Raw genomic sequence first — 17,892 nt, 5'->3', positions numbered from 1 at the left:
ACACTCTATTATGAAATTTACAAGTTATTTCCTAAAACATCCGGTTATTGCAATCATTCTTAATTGCATGATTCTTCTTCTAGGAATACTTTGCTTTCACTCCTTACCCCTCAGAGAATATCCTAATATCAGCTTTCCAGTAATTACCATCAGCACGAACTATCCTAATGCTAGCCCTGAATTAGTTGAGTCTGTGGTAACCAATCCATTAGAGGAGCAGCTTGCTGGTGTTGAGGGACTGGAGTCAATAACCTCGCGTTCTAATATAGGCAATTCTTATATTACACTACGGTTTCGTCCAGGAACTGCTATGGAAAAAGCACTTAATGCTACCCATGAAGCAGCACGATTAGCCCAAGCCCAGCTTCCCACAACTGTAAAAGCACCAGTAATTGAACGCCAAAAACAATCCGATGGCTTACCATTCATAGGGATAGCTCTAGAATCTTCTTCTTTAAATTTTGGCGAACTCACTCATTATGCAAACCTGAATTTAAAAAATTCTTTTCGCAGTCTTAAAGGCGTCTCATCGGTGGAAGTGTGGGGACAACCCTTTACTTATGCTATTAAACTGGATCAGAAAAAATTGCATGCATTTGGCATTAATGTCGATGAGATAGCTCATGCAATTGCCACTAATCGTCTGTCTTTACCTGCGGGAAATTATCAAAATAAAATTCCTACCACACTTGATTTTGAGTTGAAAACTCCAGAAGATTATGAAAATCTAGTCATTAAAACACAAAATCATCATCCTGTTTTTCTTAAATCACTCGCTCAAGTTCAATTAGCAACGGACAACAATCAATTTCGCGTTAAAGTTAATGGTCATTCTGGCTTAGTGCTCGCCATTAATCGCTCCAATGATGCAAATCCCATTGATGTTTCGCAAAGTGTACGCAAAGAATTGGAGACTTTGCAAAAAAATTTACCTGACGATCTAAAAGTCAATATCATTATTGATCAATCTGAATTTATCCAGGCTTCTCTTAAAAACATTCAATCGACAATTGTGGAGTCTATTTTTTTGGTTTTAGCAATCATTTTCATTTTTCTAAGGAATGTACGTGCTACCATCATTCCGTTGATTGCTATCCCAATTTCACTGTTCGGCTCTTTATTATTTCTGAAAATTGCGGGGTTTAGTATTAATCAAATGACCCTTCTTGCCATGGTATTAGCTGTAGGATTGGTTGTTGATGATGCGATTATTGTTCTTGAAAATATTTGGCGTTATATCGAAGATGGTTTCTCACCAATGGATGCGGCATTACAAGGAGCAAAGCAAATAGGTTTTGCCATTATTGCAATGACACTCACATTAACTAGTGTTTATGCTCCTATTGGCTTTATTGAGGGCATGCTGGGTCAATTGTTTATTGAATTTGCAGTTGCCTTAGCAGGAAGTGTTTTTATTTCAGGAATAGTCGCATTGACTCTATCCCCCTTAATGTGTGCAACGTTTCTCCATAAAAATACAAAACAGCTATGGCCAATAATCGATAGTGCTCTTGCCCATTTAGCGCAACTTTATTACAAGTTACTCAATTTAATTATTTATCGAAAGAAAACTATTTTCTTTGTACTAATGCTTTCACTTGGCTCAAGCTTATTACTTTATAAAATAATGCCTGGCGAAACAGCTCCGAAGGAAGATCGAAGTTTAATAGGAGTCTATACCCCACCTATATCAGGAGATAACTTAGATACCATGGAAGCAAATGCTAAACGTGTGCAACAATCCATAGGTACACTATCTGAAGCTCAAAATACATTAACCTTTTTGGGTGATTGGGGCAGTAGTATTGTTATGCCTTTAAAATCTCATCAACAAAGAAACCGCTCTGCAGATCAAATTGTTCATACATTAAAACCCAAGGTAGAACAATTGCCTTCTATAGATGCCACAGTTTGGAGCTGGGATTCAGGTTTACCTGGAGTCGATGATGCTCGCAATAATTCTGAACTCGAGCTAGTCATTTCTACTACTGAAAATTTTCGGCAATTATTTGAAGCCACAGAGCATTTTAAAAAGGTGCTGGATCAAAATAAAAAATTTACCTCGATTCGTTATGATTTACGACTCGACTCCATGGGATATTCTATAAATATAGATAAAAATGCCTTGGCTCAATTAGGCTTAACCCCCACTCAAGTTGCTAAAACCATAGAAGTTTTTTTCAGTGGTGATAAGTCCTTATCTTTTCAGAAAGATGGCATCTCTTATAATCTCTCATTGCAAGGCATGTCTAAGCCTTGGACTTTAGATGAGCTGTATCTGACTACTCCTTCGGGAAAACGTATTTCATTAGGCTCTGTAGCTCAAATGAAAAGACGTGCCCAACCTACTGCATTAGAACATGTGAATCAAATGCGCTCCACAACCTTGTATGTCCAATTACCTGAAAAGCAATCCTTCAAAAAAGGGATGGATCAACTTTTAAAATTAGCAAAGGAGAATCTTCCCAGCCCATATAAATTAAGTTGGGCAGGCGCCGCAAAAGCATATAATGAATCATCACAGACTATGATCGTGTTGTTCACTTTATCATTACTTTTTATTTATGCCATTCTAGCTGCTCAATTTGAAAACTTTATATATCCGTTCATTATCCTGTTCACAGTACCTCTAGCCTGTTTCGGTGCTTTATTATTTGCATACCTTTCAGGACAATCCCTAAATATTTATACTCAAGTTGGTTTAGTCACTTTAGTAGGTTTAATCAGTAAACATGGCATTTTGATCGTAGAATTCGCGAATCAATTACAAAAGGAAGGTTTTTCCTTAGCGGATGCAATTAAAAAATCGTGTGCGTTAAGACTGCGTCCTATTCTTATGACCACTGGCGCTATGGTATTTGGAGCCATTCCCTTAGTGCTTTCACATGATGCAGGAGCAGAAGCAAGACATGCGATAGGTATCGTACTCATCGGCGGTTTATGCATTGGTACATTATTTACTCTATTTGTTCTTCCTACTGTTTATTTTATGATTTCGCAATGGGCTATCAAAGTATTTTCCAAATTAAAATAACAATAATCCTAGAAAAAGCAGTTGAGTCCTACTGCACAAGCTAAGGGTACTGAACTTGCTCGTTACGGACTCCACTGCTTTTTCTAGGATAATAGATCCCTTTCCTAAACCATGAGCTAATTTAAAATTGCCTACTTTCCTCTATTAATTTAATGTACTATGAAAAAAGTTTATCTTTAATATAGGAGATTATGTTGAAAAGGATCTGTTTTTTAATGTTATTTTTTTTTGTTTCTCAAGCAATGAGCTCTGTATTTAGTCTAGAAGAAGTACAAAAATTAAAACAATATTTTTTTTCTAACATTCAAACTAATGGTGCAATCGTAGCCTCTCCTTCAAAACAAAATCCTAATTATTATTATGATTGGATAAGAGATTCTGCAATTGCTATGAATTTAATTGAAACATGGTACGAATCAACTCATGCATATGGGTATAAAGAGCGTTTACTTCGCTATGTAGATTGGACCCAAATACTGCAACATCAAAATAACCCCAATTCAGGACATGATATATTAGGAGAGCCAAAATTTTATATTAATGGTCATCCTTTTGACGAGCCTTGGGGAAGACCTCAAAATGATGGCCCTGCTTTAAGAGCCTCAGTATTGATTCATTTTGCGCAACAACTATTAGATAATCATGAGATAGAATACGTTAAGACTCGTTTATATAATAACAGTATGGATCCCCATTCAATGGGCACTATTAAAATGGATTTGGAATATATCGCTCATCATTGGTCAGATCCCAATTATGATCTTTGGGAAGAGGTCTATGGAGATCATTTTTTTACTGCAATGGCACAAGAAAAAGCGTTGCTTGAAGGAGCTGGTCTTGCTCGACGTCTTAATGACAATGGTGCAGCAGTCTATTATGAATATCAAGCGCAACAAATAGATACTCGTCTTCGTCACCACTTAGATCACGATCATCAAATCATTCAAGCCACTCTTTTGCCTCATCCTGGTCCTCAAAAAACGTTAGAACTTGATTCTGCTGTGATTCTTGGCATTTTATTTAATCCGCAAAAAAGTGGGGCCTTCTCACCTAACAGCCTCTATGTTCAGAATACAGTTCAAGCCTTACATGAACAATTCAATTTAATGTTCCCTATTAACAAGAATAATCCTGGCGCTATTTTATTTGGCCGCTATCCAGGAGATACCTATGATGGATATCAAACGAACAGTATAGGCAATCCCTGGTTCATTTTAACCGCAACAATGGCCGAATATTATTACACACTGGCCAATAATTTATCCATGACTGAAGAAAATCAATCCCAGATAGTGGAATACATTCAAGCAGGTGATAATTATTTAAAACTCATAAAAAAATATGCACCCGATATGAAATTAAGTGAACAAATTAACTTACATACTGGAACCCAGCAAGGAGCCTCATCACTTACCTGGAGTTATGTAGCGGTTTTACACGCTATCGATTATAGAGATAAATTAAGAAATAAATTAAAGTCTGTTTAACCTGAGATCCCTCATGTGACACGACAATTTTAAGCGCCATATATGAGACTTCTTCGAAAACTCGCTACAGCGAGAGCAGTGCACCTAGAAAAATCAGTTGAGTCCGTCACTCCCTCGCTACCGACTCAACTGCTAGGTTTAGATCCTGCCAGATCAGAATAATGAGGCAGTTGTTGAGGATGATGTGGACACTGTTTCATCAAATGATGATGGACTGATTTTATTATTTTTAATCTCGATAATGATTTGTGTTAGATCTTTTTTAAGCGCTCTAAAAAATGCGTCTTTTCCTTGTTGCGGATTGGAGTTATTGAGTAATAAAGATAAGATGGGCCAAACCGCTGCGGAAATTCTTCGTTTTACCACCTCGAAGTTGTTACCCCTATATAAGTTAGAATCAATTATATCTAAGTCCCCATCCTTTAATGCATGAGCGTCGATTTTAGGCAATATTTCTTCTTCCATTGCAAAGCAGATATTGTCCATTATTTCTTGTGTTACAATTTCCAATTTTTTGATCATGGTACTTCCATCATCAAGATTCATTTGTGTTCTCTAATAGTTTGTTCCTTATAAAAAAATTATAGAACACAATCGTACACTCTATCATTCTGTGAATGAGAAATTCTTTGTCATTGCTCCACAATTAAACACAAAGTCCGTGTGACTATTACTTTTTGTATTATAATTAACAATATTCTATGGGTAATATAATTTGAGGGGGTAAGTATGAAACAACCAAACGCTAAACCAGTATACAACTCACTGTTTCAAGAATACTCTCATCCTGGTAGAGCAATAACTGGGAGAGATGAGACTAATTCTCCAGTATATGACAAAGGTATATCTTGCCACGTATTTGCCATTGCCAGTCCAATCTCATGGGAAAAAGCCAATGAAGTGAATTCAAAATATTCTGATATAGGCACTCAAAAAGAGATCGAGCGTTTGCAGGCTAGATTTAATCATGAATTCAATGAGGAGGAAAAAAAAGAACAAAAAGCATTAGAGGGTGAAGATTATGAAATTCAACCGTATCCTGAACCATCAGAAGAGGAAATCCTACAGGAACGCTTGCAAAACATGCAAGAAATTCAAACTCTAAGTAAAGAACAAGAAGTCGTATTACCTGTCGATGATATGTACCTTTGCGGAGGTTTCAGAGAAGGAAAAGTGACTCCTGAACATATGTGGATTGAGGACCACACAAACAATATAACTTATGATACATTCATTAACCGGGGTGGGATTGCTGTTGTGGATGGGGTTGGTGATGAAGGATTGCCGTTTATGCCTGGATGTGAAGGAAGTAATTTTGAAGGCAACGAAATCAATCGGGTTAAAGTGGATGGGTACACTTGGGGGCAACTTCTTGCTATAGCTTCTGGTGCTGAGAGTATCGGTTTCCCCCCAGGGATAAAGAATGCACCGCAAGTGTTAGCGGCACAAATGGCAGTTAACGAGGTACAAATTGCGTTATCAAAAATTCCAAGGGCAGCTCTGACACATGAAGAAAAAGAAGTGATAACCCGAGTGTATAACGAACAAGAACTAAAGACAACACAGAAAGAAATAGACGATGTAGTAAACCATTTAGATGAGAAAGACAAACAACTCTATGACAGCGGGCGGGAAAAATTAGAAACGGTTGGAAAGGAGCAAAGAAGAGTCGCCCGGGAAATAGTAGGCCGTGGTCCCGAATTTTTTTTAGAACAGATAAAGATACAACAATTAACTGAAACAGCTAACAAGCGCATCGAAGCTACACTGGCAATGGTGCATGACGAAAACGTTAAGAATTACATAAAAAAAGTGCTGGAAAAGAAAATAGAAAACATCTTAGCGGCACCCAACCCTACAGTTGCTTTAAACGCGTTCAACAAGAGCATGTCAAATGAGAATATAACAGTTCTCGCTAAGGGGGTTAACGATGGAGTAACAGCCATCGAGAACTCTGTGTTTAGTGATAAAGATCCGGCCCAAAAAACTCTTGCCCAACAGGTGAAAGTACTGATCGCTTCTTATGCAAATAATGACGGAAAGCTTGGGGAATTGTCTCTGGACCTGACTACTAAAAAAAATCAACTAGCAGCTGGTCCCTATGCTGATGTGCTGGCACTTACAAAACGCATTGAAGGAATTGATAAGCTCCCGAAGGAGGTCACTACTTGGGCCAAAAATCTTGAGACCAAGATGCAAGAGCTGACACTAGAACAACGAGCAAACTTTCCAAATGGGGGGGATCAAGCTACATTGGAGGCTGTACAGACCTTAATCTCTGCAAAGGATAATGCACCGAAGATAGACCTTGAGACACCCAATTTGGCGAAAATTGTGGAGACTATGCTTAACAAAGTTAACAACTTTATTGACAAGCAAGAAGAAAAAAATAAATACACTATATAAGGGGAGATGTAAGTCAGAGGTAAAAACTTCCACAGAGATACATTGTATCTAAAAGGTACTATAAAGAGTGGTAAAGCCAAGGGCAACCATCGGTTTAATTGGTTTTACCACGCCCCCCAGCTCATGAAATCAATCATTCAATCTGGCTTCCAATAATTGGGAAACGTGATATAATGAAAGACCAATTTAACAACAAAGTGATGACTATTTATGCCAAATCCTATAAGTTTAAAAGATCAATGTTGCCATACCTTCGCTTTAAGTGGCGATGTGACTGGAAAAAGAGATATCAATAAGCTTTTCGAAGATCTCACCAATCGAATCGGCTATAGATACAACTTTGGTGAGGGGCTAAATGCGCAACAACTTTTCCGTGTTAGACAGGAAACCATGCAACGTATCGCTACGCTTCGTGATGATACCTATTTAAAAGTTGACGATCTCTATCTGTGCGGTGGATTTAGAGAAGGTCAAGTGTCACCTGAACACATGTGGATAGAAGATCGTACTAACAATTGTACTTATGATACGATGATCCACCGTTCTATAGTGAAAGTTAATGCAGTTGGTGTTGATGGAGAGCCGTTTCAAACTGGATGTGAATCAAGTCCTTTTGAGGGTGATGAGATATTTAGAGTAAAAGTTAGTGGCTATACAGCCGGGCAAGTAGCAGCGCTATACCCCTCTTTATTAAAGTCTAAATCCAGCTTCTTCTCAGGAGATAAAGAGCACAGAGAAAAAAATAGTGAACGCCATGAAAATACACCCAATAATACTATTTAATGGCATGAATATGCGAATCATGGAAAGCCGAAACGAGAAATCACGATAGACTGCGATTTTACCAAATCGTGCGGCACGCATAGTCTAGCGAGTTGGTTCATGTCCGACTTTAACCAACAATCGAGAACTATAGGTAAAAGAGTAAGATACTGAAAGAAACTACATCACATTCCCCTCTATCTATGGAATGATTTTTCCATCGAAAAGGTAGGCTAGACTAATTTTGAGCAAGGATGCTTCATCATCTCCATAGCCCTACAACCATCAATCTCTTAACAGTGTTACGTGAAGCAATAAATCTAATTGTTGCTATAATTCGAGAAAGAGCAGTTGAGTCCTATTGCGCAAGCTATGACAACGAGTCAGCCTGATTTTATTAAATTTTTTAACCTAAATTTGGTAGCTGAGTCGCATCAATAGGGGCTAATGTGCTGATTTTCATGGCTTTTTTCTCATTTTTTATCGAAAGCATATCAACCATACGGTGAGATGATGAAAATCAGAAAAACAGACATAAAAATCAGTGCAGTGGGCACTCGGTAGATTCAACTGCCAAATTTAGGTTTAACTGCTGTTCAAGGATAATAGTAACATCTATATAACATCTAACTATAAGGAGTGAAATTATGCCATATCCTATAGAAGAACAAGCCTGTTCTACGTGGGCTTTAAGTGGCGATGAATCTAGAGCTACAAATCTCCACGAAGAGTTCTCTGAATTAACTCAGGAAATTATTCGCATGGATAGGAATGATCTAGGAAATAACCTACAAGAGCAAAGGCAAGAGGCCATGAGACGAATCAGTGAGCTTAGAGATCCTACAGAATACGAAGTTGGCGAAATGTATTTATGTGGCGCCTTTATGAATGATGACGATATTGTTCCAAGCCATTATTGGATAGAAGATCGAACTCATGGTATTACCATCGATACCTTTATCAATCGAGATTCAGTTGTGGTGGTGGATAGAGTTGGTGTTGATGGTGAAGATTTTCAACCGGGATGTGAAGCAGAGGACGTTGATGCTCATAATATTGTTAGAGTACCAATAACTGGTTACACGAAAGGCCAAGTAGATATCCTAACTAATTATATTCGACCTGAAAATGTCATTAACTCAGTCATTGAGGCAAAGCGAGGCGAAATAAACTCGAGCAGAAGAGCACTCCAAGAGACCCAATATATGCTGGACCACCTTGATGAATTCCCTCACAGAAATAATCGTGCAGGTATAGAGTCCTTGCAAAGAGATGTACTTAAATTTCAAAATAGAATTGTCGAACAGCAAAATGAACTTGAGGAGCTACAACAAAATCGGCCAGAGAGGCCCGCGCTACCGGAATCAGGTGACGATGATCTGCGTATAGATATTACACAAGGAGATTCGCTATTAAAGACAGCCATGCAAGGAGCATTACTACAGAGACAAAACGAAAGACGAGAAGAGGTTGAAGAGGTTGAAGAGGTTAGAGAAGAAGTTAGAGAGCCTATTAGAGAAGAAGTCAGAGAGCCAGAACGAAATAGATCGTTACTTAGCAGTCTTAACTCCACACTAGGTAAGTTCGTTATGGGTATTGCCACCATTGCTCTGGTCGCTGGTGTTACCTATACAATGACTAACCAAAATAAATAAACAGATTAAGGATTCAATTATGAACCAAAATAATGAACCGCTTCAAGTGCTATTAAAAAAACTTGATTCCATAGTTGATGAAATCAATCAAACTCTTCTTTCATCAAAATCTATTCCGAGTAACCGAGGAGAACTGTCCTTCGTGCTGATGAAAATTAAAAAGTATAAAGAACTAAAACGAGAACATTCAGAATCATCTCATCATGAATTGGAGGTTGATTCTTTATTGGACATCTTTTCTGAAACCGAGAGTTTAGTAAAAAAAATATCGCAAGAAGATAATGTTTCTGAGTATGTCGATAAAGGTTTCTTTAAGCGGTTTCTTGATATTTCGGGTGAAGTTAAAAAACTTGTCGCATAACCAGCAGTTAAAATTTTGATAAACCACTGTGTTTCGTTGGGGATGATTATCCCCAACCATCCTAGGTCGAAGGAATATAAGTAGATTTTGTTTTGCTAATCGTTTCAACAGTATGCACTTTTTCACGTCCCAGTAAGCGTAGTGGTTTCCCTGATACTATATAATTTTCAATTTGTTCCAAGCTGATATTTTTTGTTTCCGGCATGTAAAAATAAGAATAGATTAATCCTAAAAGACAAATCACTGCATATAAAGCAAAAGTATACTCAATGCCCATCATCTTTTCTAAAAGTGGAAAACTAAAAATAACTACTGTGTTAAAAGTCCAGTTGCTCATAGCTGACAAACCCATTCCAGCACCCCGCACATGCAAAGGAAAAATTTCTGCCATAGCGATATGCGGTATTGGTCCTACACTCACTGCAAAGGAAAAAATATAGAGAATTAAACAAGCAACAGACAAATAGGGAAGCCATACAACTTGATTTAATGAAAATACGCCCAAAGCCAACAGACTAACGAACATTCCTGAAAAACCAAATAACAGCAACTTGCGACGACCTATTTTATCCACGCTAAGCATTGCAATAATCGTAACCAGTAAGTTAACCATACCAATACCGATTGTCGCTAATATTTGTCCTGTAGTGCTATTTAAACCTAAGTTTTTAAAAATTTCAGGGGCAAAATAAATAATGACATTAATACCACTTAGCTGCTGTAAACAAAATAAAATCGTACCTAACAACAATACTGGTAACAAAGGATTTTTAAATAATAACAACCAACTTCCCCGTCTGGGTTCATTCGCTAAAGTCGCTTCAATATCAAGTAATTCATGCTCAATAGAGTGACTTTTGCGTAACCTCCTTAACGCTTTGGATGCTGCATCACGTCGGCCTACACTACACAACCATCTTGGTGATTCTGGCATAAATAAAATGCCTAAACTCAAAACCAAAGCAGGGATTGCGCTCGAAGCAAACATAGCACGCCAATCATGATTTTCAAGAAACAAATAATTCACCGCATAAGCACATACAATACCCACAGTCATCGCTAACTGATAAATAGCAACAACAGCACCTCTTGTTTCATAAGTTGCTGTTTCTGCAAGATACAAGGGCGTCATGACTGAGGCGACACCAATCGCCAAACCAAGAATCAGTCGAGAAAGAATAAGTACCGCAATGGAATCAGCAAACCCTGCTCCCATTGCACCAAAAAAGAACAAAATGCCCGCAAAAGACAGTAACGTGCGACGACCAAAACGCTTTATTGCCTTTGAGGCAGTAATTGCCCCAATCAACATCGCCCCCAATAAGGCACCAAAAGGCAGTGCAGAAGCCATTATGCCAATATTCATTGCCGTCAAGTCAAAATGATTTTTGACCAGCTCCAAAGAGCCGGCAATAATTCCTTCATCATATCCAAATAAAAAACCTGCTATTGAACCAATAATTGCAACAACCCATGTCATCTTGAACTCCTTTAATTCTATACTGCCACCCCCTAAGTTTTATACAGTGTTGCAAGCCCACTTGGTTCGCTAATGTACTTTATGTACACTCCTTAACCTCATTCACTTGCGTCTTATCTAAAACTTAGTGGATGACGCTCTATGTCATCTAATCCCATCCCCTTATACTCTGACGTACAGAAAAACATAAATCAGTAATAAGTGACCAATTTTCCTTTTTAATTGCTTCCTCCGGGACAATCCAAGAACCTCCTACACAAGAAACATTAGGAAGCATCAAATAATCAGCAAAATTTGTTTCGTTAATACCCCCTGTTGGACAAAATCTTGCTTGTGGGAAAGGTCCATGAATTGCCTTAAGCATATTGATTCCTCCAGCTGGAGCTGCGGGGAAAAACTTAAAATGCGTATATCCTAAAGTTAATCCTTCCATTAACTCTGAAACACTAGAGACACCTGGAATTAAAGGAATATGAGAATAACGTCCAGCCTCTAATAAAGTTTGAGTTTTTCCTGGGCTTAGCGCAAACTTAGCTCCTACCTCAGTAGCCTGTTTTAATTGTTCGGGGATAGTTACGGTTCCTACACCGATTAATGCTTCTGGAAACGTTTTTGTAAGTAGTTCAACCGCATCTAAAGCTACTGATGTTCTTAATGCTATTTCAAGTACATGGATGCCGCCTGCAAATAATGCAGTTGCCAAAGGCACTGCATGTTCTAATTCTTTAATGATAACAACCGGCATTACAGGTGATGTACAAAATACTGCTTCCGGTTGCACTATCCAATTAGGAAATGTCATGAACTTCTCCTTGTAGCCTACTGTAGCCAAAATGAAGCGAAACTTAGGTTTATATCATTCCACTTTCAGCTTCCCTACTCCTAGCCAACGATTGTTTTAAGTAAACCGCGGCCCCTAGAATCCCTGGCTGTTCGGCAGTAATAATAAAGGTTGGAATTTGTATATTAAATTCGCTAAAACGACCCTTTTCTTCAAAACGAACTCTAAAGTCACTATGATGAAGCAATGAAATTAACCGTGGTACGATACCGCCCGCTATATAAATGCCACCAAAAGCTGCAAATGTTAATGCTAAATCTCCTGCATAAGAACCCAAAATCGCAAAAAATTGTGCTACGGCAGCTTCTGCAATAGCACATTGCTTTGCTAATGCCATAGCAATGATTTGAGCAGCAGGCATAGGAGCATTGTCTTTTTGATTTAAAGCAGCTAATGCTTGGTATAAATTTTCCAAGCCATGACCAGATAATAAACGTTCATAAGATATATGAGCATACTGTTTCTTCAGATAACAATAAATAAACCATTCTTGATCCGTTTTTGCTCCCCAACTTACATGCCCTCCTTCTCCAGCATAAGCAGAGTAACCCAATTCATTGGATATCAAATAGGCTACCCCTAATCCTGTTCCTGCGCCTAATACTGCCCTAACACTGTCTTTGTTCGCAGTACCTCTTCCTATTTGAAAAACTTGTTGCGCAGATAAAGCAGGTAAGCTCATTGCTATAGCATTAAAATCATTTAAAACCTTGAGCTCGGTTAGATTAAGTTTTTGTTTTAATGCACTAATAGAGAAACGCCAATGAGTATTGGTCATACAAATCATATCGTCAAATACTGGACAAGCAATAGCAATGACTACTTGCTTTATTTCTTGTAACTTATATTGCTCTTGATAAGTTAACAATACTGCTTCCAAGCTGCTGAATGCAGCACATGTATAAATTTCGACTTTATCTATTGCTAAGTTTTCTAAACGGACACAAGCAAAGCGCGCAAAAGTCCCACCTATATCCGCAACAATGGCATATGACTTAGTAGAATAATTAAAACTCATAACAAGACTCTTTTCCCTGAAATAAACTACAAGCTCCCTGCTCAGCTCCTGAAAATTGAGACCTTAAACTAGCAAATAGTTCGCGACCACTACCCTGATAAAGCCCATGCTCATCAAATACAGTTCTGGTTCTTTCCTGCAACTCACTTTCATTAACCAGTAATTGCAATATACCTTGTTCTGAATCAATCAAAATGATATCTCCAGTTTCAATGCGTGAAAGAACTTCATTGTCTAGTGCCTCAGGAGTAACATGAATTGCTGCAGGAACTTTACCGGAAGCACCCGACATACGCCCATCAGTCACCAATGCAACTTGATATCCTTTATCCATAAGCACCCCAAGTTTAGGTGTTAACTGATGGAGTTCGGGCATACCACATGCTTTTGGACCTTGATAACGTACCACAACAATACAATCCTGTTCTAATACTCCTTTTTCGAAAAGTTGATTGAACTCCTCCTGACTCGAACACACTATTGCGGGCGCTTTAATCCTAGTTCTCTCAACAGTAAGCCCCGAAGTTTTAATAATCGCACGCCCTATATTTCCACTTAATACTTGTAAGCCGCCTTGGGCCTTAAAGGGAGTTTTGGTTGAAGTGAGTACTTGCTCATTATTGGAAATAGGAGAACCAGCCACCCATACTAATTGCTCATTATCCAACAAAGGCTGTTTGGTATATTGGTGCAAGCCATAACCCATAACTGTATGAACATCCTCATGCAATAACTGGGCTTCTAAAAGAGTATGAATAAAATAAGCCATACCACCAGCTTGTTGAAAATGATTGATATCAGCATAACCATTAGGATAAATTTTGACAATCAAAGGGGTCACAGCAGATAACTGAGCGAAGTCATCCCAATTTACTAAATAACCCGCCATTGAAGCAATGGCTATGAGATGCATGGTGTGATTCGTGGAGCCACCAGAGGCCAACAAGGCTACAATGCCATTAACAATGTTTTTTACATCCATCATATGGCCTATGGGCATATAATGTTTGCCTAAATCTGTTAAAGACAATACCTGTTGTGCTGCAAACTTGGTCAATGCATCACGTAACAATGTACCTGGATGAATAAATGATGAACCCGGAAGTTGCAATCCCATAACCTCTATAATTAATTGGTTGGAATTGGCTGTGCCATAAAAAGTACAAGTACCAGCAGAATGATACGAAGCAGCCTCAACTTCCAGTAAAGCACTTTTATCAACCTTTCCTTCAGCATACAACTGACGAATATGTGCTTTTTTCTGATTTGATATTCCTGAAGGCATAGGACCGGCTGGAACAAAAATAAAGGGCAAATGTCCAAAACTTAAAGCAGCCATCAATAAACCAGGAACAATTTTATCGCAGATTCCTAACATTAAGCCGCCATCAAACATATTATGCGATAAACCAACTGATGCAGACAGAGCGATAACGTCGCGGCTTAATAAACTCAACTCCATTCCTGGTTGACCTTGAGTAATTCCATCGCACATTGCTGGGACACCTGCTGCAAATTGGGCTATACCACCCGCAGCAGAAACAGCTTCTTTAATTAAAGAAGGATAAGTATGATATGGCTGATGAGCAGAAAGCATATCGTTATATGCGGAAACAATGGCTATATTCGCTTTTGTCATGCCACTTAGGTTAGTCTTATCCTGCTTTGGGCAGGCCGCAAACCCATGGGCTAAATTTCCACAATGAAGTAAACTACGTTGAGGTCCTTTGCTTCGTGCTCGCTCCGTATGGCTTAAATAGGAGGCTCTGCTTCGCATACTTCGTTTGCGAATACGTTCTGTAACTTCAGCTACAACAGGATGCATTCTCTTTCCTTAAGGTGCATACATCACCTGAACATGTGCATCAAGATTATTTAAAAAAGCGCTAACAGGCATAACCGTTGGATCATGCTGCGCCATTGCTTGATGTAATACTGCTAGTTTTTTATGGCCAACTAAATGGAAAAAAATCATACGACTATTTAATAATCTTCTTTTCGATAAACTCACTCGATGATGAGGCGCTTTTTTAGGAGTAATTTGCACTACTGCTGCAGCATTATCATCTAACCCCAAAGCAAGCTCATTAGCGCAAGGAAACAATGATGCGGTATGACCATCTTCACCCATACCTAAAACTACTGCATCAAAAGTAGGTAAAGATGCAATAATATTTGCTGTTTCTTCTACAGAGCACCCTTCATTATATAAACTTAAAAAACAGGCAGCCGCCGCTTCATGTTGCAGCAAATAATGACGAACTAAACGTTCATTTCGATCCGAGTTATTCAGAGGGACACAACGTTCATCAGCTAAAGTTAAAGTAACCTTACTCCAGGGAAGATCCATCTTTGCCAGAGTTTTGAATAAATCAATAGGTGTTTTTCCTCCTGAAACCACCATATAGGCATGGCCACGCTGGGCAATAGCATTGCAAAGAATCTGTTTTAATTGTTCCGCCAAATCCTCAGTTAATAAATGCGCTTCGCTAAAACTATGTAACTGCATTTTGCTCACCCCATACATGTGCTTTACCATTGTATAAACGAATTACTTCCAAAGGACCCCAAGTTCCTGAAGGATAAGTATAAAGTGGGGTATCTTGTTTTTCCCAAGCCAGTTTAATGTTGTCAATCCATTTCCAAGCCTGCTCTACTTCTTCGCGACTAACAAATAAGTATTGATTGCCCAACATAACTTCAAGCAATAATCGCTCATAAGCATCCGCAATTCTTTGAGAGTTAGACAAATGATTAAAATTTAAATTCAATTTACTGTCACGTAATTGCATGCAGTCACTCAAACCTGGAATTTTATTCATCATGCGCAACTCGACTCCTTCATCAGGTTGCAAACGAATAATAAGCTGATTAGGCGATAAATTTTGTTTTAATTGTTTAAAAATATTATAAGGTTGCGGCTTAAAATAAATAACTACTTCACTTTGCTTTTTGGATAATCTTTTACCCGTCAGTAAATAAAAAGGGACACCAGACCAACGCCAATTATCAATATACGCTTTAATTGCAACAAATGTTTCTGTAGTGGAGCCTCGCTGTGCTCCTTCTTCATCCAGATAACCCGATATGTTCTGGCCATTAATCACATTTCCCACATATTGGGCACGTATTGTGTGATCATGTACTTGAAGATCACTGATGGAACGTAATGATTTTAATACTTTGAGTTTTTCACTACGAATACATTCCGCTGACAAACTCATTGGAGGTTCCATTGCCAAAAGAGAAAGTATTTGTAATAAATGATTTTGCAACATATCTCTTACTTGGCCTGATTTATCATAGTAGGCCCAGCGCCCTTCCACTCCTACTTCCTCTGCAACAGTAATCTCTACTTTATCAATCGACTGGTTATCCCAATTTGATGAAAAAATAGCATTAGCAAAGCGAAGTACCAAAAGATTTAATACTGTTTCTTTACCCAAATAATGATCAATTCGATAAATTTGATTTTCAGCAAAAAAATGAGCAACTTCGTTATTAATTGCGATGGATGAAGGTAAATCATGGCCAATTGGTTTTTCCAAAACAATGCGAGACGGTTGTTTTGTTAAGCCTATACTTGAAAGCCCTTGGCATGCTTGTGCATACAAAGAGGGAGGAATCGCCAAATAGGAAATTGTGATTCGCTCATCAGGAGTAACAAGATCTTTTAATCGTACATAATCTTCAAAATGTGTTAAATCAAGTTGGCAATAAACCATTTTTTCAACAAACCGGGACCAAAGCTTTTCATCAAGTTCTTTACCTATAAAAGTTTGAGTCTTTGTCTTCGCGATCTCAAGATACTTAGTAAGCGTTAATGCTTCGCGAGCGCAGCTAATGATGCGGGTATGTGCATGGAGTAAATTTGCACATTCAAGCTGAAATAATGCGGGAATTAATTTGCGACAAGACAAGTCTCCTAAGGCGCCAAACAGAATTAAATTACAAGGATATTTTGCAACGACTTCTTCGATCATGTTTTATCCTACCCCGAGCATATTTTGAGGGTTAAATACTAAATTGAAAGATAGTACAGATCAACCTAAATCCTGATTATCTCTGAAAAAGCTTCTCACTAGACTTCGTTCCAAACTCGCTGTAGTGAGAAGTGTGAGGAGAGACGGAGCAAGAACCGGAATGTACACACCAGTACATTAGGATTCGAGCACCGTATCGACGAAGCAATTCTCCACTACAGTAAAGTTTGGAACGAAATCCCATGTAGTGTAAATTTTTAAGAAACTGAATATTAGAGTCTGTTGACCATTGATTCCCACTGCCTACGTTTACGTGCTGCGCTTTATGCACCGCATCCAACCTTGCCAGAGTTTAATATTGGTTCAAATCGTCAATAGACCGTATTGCAAAAATTGATTTTTATGCTATAGAAATATTAAGGTAATTACTTACTTCCGCTTGCTATCTCGTGGTTAGCGTAAATGATGCAGAGATGTAAACACTCTGATTTACCTAAACCTTAAATTATTATTAGGAGAATCTGATGCTTAATAAAAGATTTTCAGAAAGACTGAATAAAGAGTTAGATAATATTGGTGTACCAGAATCAAGTTCAGAGCGAATTGAAGTATTGTCAAAATTAGTGAAAATTCCTAAATTTAAAGCAGAAGCTTTACTTAATGGAGCAACAAATCCTGATGAAGACTTACTTAATACCCTAGCCCAAGAATTTGAGGTAAGTGCTGATTGGTTAGTAGGCAAAAGTGATGAGTCCTCTCATTAATATGACGAAAATAAGGGAAAAAGCTCTATGCTTCATAGCGCTAACTCATCTCCATAGATACCCTAAATTCACATAGTATTTGTATACCAGGATCTCGAAAC

The 17,892-nt window shown here is 38.3% G+C and carries 14 protein-coding genes; 7 read left to right on the top strand and 7 right to left on the bottom strand.

The window, feature by feature from the left end:
- Window positions 1-10: 10 nt before the first annotated feature.
- Together Lgra_RS13560 and Lgra_RS13555 are read left to right on the top strand one after the other, a co-directional pair.
- The gene (locus tag Lgra_RS13560; RefSeq protein WP_058499806.1) at window positions 11-3,034 is read left to right on the top strand and encodes an efflux RND transporter permease subunit; all 3,024 of its coding nucleotides are present in this window, start codon (window positions 11-13) and stop codon (window positions 3,032-3,034) included.
- Window positions 3,035-3,225: 191 nt separating this feature from the next.
- Complete coding sequence (locus Lgra_RS13555; RefSeq protein ID WP_058499805.1) at window positions 3,226-4,521, top strand: glycoside hydrolase family 15 protein; 1,296 nt, start codon at window positions 3,226-3,228, stop codon at window positions 4,519-4,521.
- A gap of 153 nt (window positions 4,522-4,674) precedes the next feature.
- Here the strand turns inward: Lgra_RS13555 and Lgra_RS13550 are convergent, their stop codons facing one another.
- On the bottom strand, window positions 4,675-5,043 hold the full coding sequence (locus Lgra_RS13550) for a hypothetical protein (RefSeq protein WP_131743509.1): 369 nt from the start codon (window positions 5,041-5,043) through the stop codon (window positions 4,675-4,677).
- 207 nt (window positions 5,044-5,250) lie between these two features.
- Between Lgra_RS13550 and Lgra_RS13545 the strand changes: the two genes are divergently transcribed.
- From Lgra_RS13545 to Lgra_RS13530, 4 genes are all read left to right on the top strand, one after another.
- Window positions 5,251-6,927, top strand: coding sequence for a hypothetical protein (locus Lgra_RS13545; RefSeq protein ID WP_058499803.1), 1,677 nt, complete (start codon window positions 5,251-5,253; stop codon window positions 6,925-6,927).
- A 210-nt stretch (window positions 6,928-7,137) separates the two neighbouring features.
- The gene (locus tag Lgra_RS13540) at window positions 7,138-7,710 is read left to right on the top strand and encodes a hypothetical protein (RefSeq protein WP_058499802.1); all 573 of its coding nucleotides are present in this window, start codon (window positions 7,138-7,140) and stop codon (window positions 7,708-7,710) included.
- 626 nt (window positions 7,711-8,336) lie between these two features.
- Window positions 8,337-9,344 (top strand): hypothetical protein, encoded by a 1,008-nt coding sequence (locus Lgra_RS13535; RefSeq protein ID WP_058499801.1) that lies wholly within the window; start codon window positions 8,337-8,339, stop codon window positions 9,342-9,344.
- Between the two features lie 19 nt (window positions 9,345-9,363).
- A complete protein-coding gene (locus tag Lgra_RS13530) occupies window positions 9,364-9,705 on the top strand; it encodes a hypothetical protein (RefSeq protein ID WP_058499800.1) in 342 nt (113 codons plus the stop codon).
- Window positions 9,706-9,766: 61 nt separating this feature from the next.
- Here Lgra_RS13530 and Lgra_RS13525 read toward each other — a convergent pair whose 3' ends face one another.
- The 6 genes from Lgra_RS13525 to zwf all read right to left on the bottom strand — a co-directional run bounded on the left by Lgra_RS13525 (window position 9,767) and on the right by zwf (window position 17,027).
- Window positions 9,767-11,185 carry a sugar porter family MFS transporter gene (locus Lgra_RS13525; RefSeq protein ID WP_058499799.1) on the bottom strand — a complete coding sequence of 473 codons (1,419 nt, stop codon included), beginning with the start codon at window positions 11,183-11,185 and terminating at the stop codon, window positions 9,767-9,769.
- A gap of 148 nt (window positions 11,186-11,333) precedes the next feature.
- Window positions 11,334-11,987: a bifunctional 4-hydroxy-2-oxoglutarate aldolase/2-dehydro-3-deoxy-phosphogluconate aldolase gene (locus Lgra_RS13520; RefSeq protein WP_058499798.1), complete on the bottom strand. Its 654-nt coding sequence runs from the start codon at window positions 11,985-11,987 to the stop codon at window positions 11,334-11,336.
- A gap of 49 nt (window positions 11,988-12,036) precedes the next feature.
- Window positions 12,037-13,044, bottom strand: coding sequence for a glucokinase (gene glk, locus Lgra_RS13515; protein WP_058499797.1), 1,008 nt, complete (start codon window positions 13,042-13,044; stop codon window positions 12,037-12,039).
- Complete coding sequence (gene edd, locus Lgra_RS13510; RefSeq protein ID WP_058499796.1) at window positions 13,034-14,869, bottom strand: phosphogluconate dehydratase; 1,836 nt, start codon at window positions 14,867-14,869, stop codon at window positions 13,034-13,036. Before edd ends, glk begins: the two co-directional genes overlap by 11 nt.
- A 9-nt stretch (window positions 14,870-14,878) precedes the next feature.
- Window positions 14,879-15,553 carry a 6-phosphogluconolactonase gene (pgl, locus tag Lgra_RS13505; RefSeq protein WP_058499795.1) on the bottom strand — a complete coding sequence of 225 codons (675 nt, stop codon included), beginning with the start codon at window positions 15,551-15,553 and terminating at the stop codon, window positions 14,879-14,881.
- Window positions 15,540-17,027, bottom strand: a complete 1,488-nt coding sequence (gene zwf / locus Lgra_RS13500) for a glucose-6-phosphate dehydrogenase (protein ID WP_058499794.1) — start codon at window positions 17,025-17,027, stop codon at window positions 15,540-15,542. The genes pgl and zwf overlap by 14 nt, the downstream gene beginning before the upstream one ends.
- 524 nt (window positions 17,028-17,551) lie before the next feature.
- Between zwf and Lgra_RS13495 the strand changes: the two genes are divergently transcribed.
- Complete coding sequence (locus Lgra_RS13495; protein ID WP_058499793.1) at window positions 17,552-17,791, top strand: hypothetical protein; 240 nt, start codon at window positions 17,552-17,554, stop codon at window positions 17,789-17,791.
- The last annotated feature ends 101 nt before the right edge of the window (window positions 17,792-17,892 follow it).

Source organism: Legionella gratiana (genome assembly GCF_001467695.1).
In the GTDB taxonomy this organism is placed as follows: Bacteria; Pseudomonadota; Gammaproteobacteria; order Legionellales; family Legionellaceae; genus Legionella; species Legionella gratiana.
The sequence above is the reverse complement of the archived record's forward strand: the minus strand, read 5'-3'. Positions and strand labels throughout refer to the sequence as shown.

What these genes read in the sequence shown, in the direction of transcription:
- Lgra_RS13560 (WP_058499806.1), top strand. Translation starts at nt 11, where the DNA reads ATGAAATTTACAAGTTATTTCCTAAAACATCCGGTTATTGCAATCATT.
- Lgra_RS13555 (WP_058499805.1), top strand. Translation starts at nt 3,226, where the DNA reads ATGTTGAAAAGGATCTGTTTTTTAATGTTATTTTTTTTTGTTTCTCAA.
- Lgra_RS13550 (WP_131743509.1), bottom strand. Translation starts at nt 5,043, where the DNA reads ATGATCAAAAAATTGGAAATTGTAACACAAGAAATAATGGACAATATC.
- Lgra_RS13545 (WP_058499803.1), top strand. Translation starts at nt 5,251, where the DNA reads ATGAAACAACCAAACGCTAAACCAGTATACAACTCACTGTTTCAAGAA.
- Lgra_RS13540 (WP_058499802.1), top strand. Translation starts at nt 7,138, where the DNA reads ATGCCAAATCCTATAAGTTTAAAAGATCAATGTTGCCATACCTTCGCT.
- Lgra_RS13535 (WP_058499801.1), top strand. Translation starts at nt 8,337, where the DNA reads ATGCCATATCCTATAGAAGAACAAGCCTGTTCTACGTGGGCTTTAAGT.
- Lgra_RS13530 (WP_058499800.1), top strand. Translation starts at nt 9,364, where the DNA reads ATGAACCAAAATAATGAACCGCTTCAAGTGCTATTAAAAAAACTTGAT.
- Lgra_RS13525 (WP_058499799.1), bottom strand. Translation starts at nt 11,185, where the DNA reads ATGACATGGGTTGTTGCAATTATTGGTTCAATAGCAGGTTTTTTATTT.
- Lgra_RS13520 (WP_058499798.1), bottom strand. Translation starts at nt 11,987, where the DNA reads ATGACATTTCCTAATTGGATAGTGCAACCGGAAGCAGTATTTTGTACA.
- glk (WP_058499797.1), bottom strand. Translation starts at nt 13,044, where the DNA reads ATGAGTTTTAATTATTCTACTAAGTCATATGCCATTGTTGCGGATATA.
- edd (WP_058499796.1), bottom strand. Translation starts at nt 14,869, where the DNA reads ATGCATCCTGTTGTAGCTGAAGTTACAGAACGTATTCGCAAACGAAGT.
- pgl (WP_058499795.1), bottom strand. Translation starts at nt 15,553, where the DNA reads ATGCAGTTACATAGTTTTAGCGAAGCGCATTTATTAACTGAGGATTTG.
- zwf (WP_058499794.1), bottom strand. Translation starts at nt 17,027, where the DNA reads ATGATCGAAGAAGTCGTTGCAAAATATCCTTGTAATTTAATTCTGTTT.
- Lgra_RS13495 (WP_058499793.1), top strand. Translation starts at nt 17,552, where the DNA reads ATGCTTAATAAAAGATTTTCAGAAAGACTGAATAAAGAGTTAGATAAT.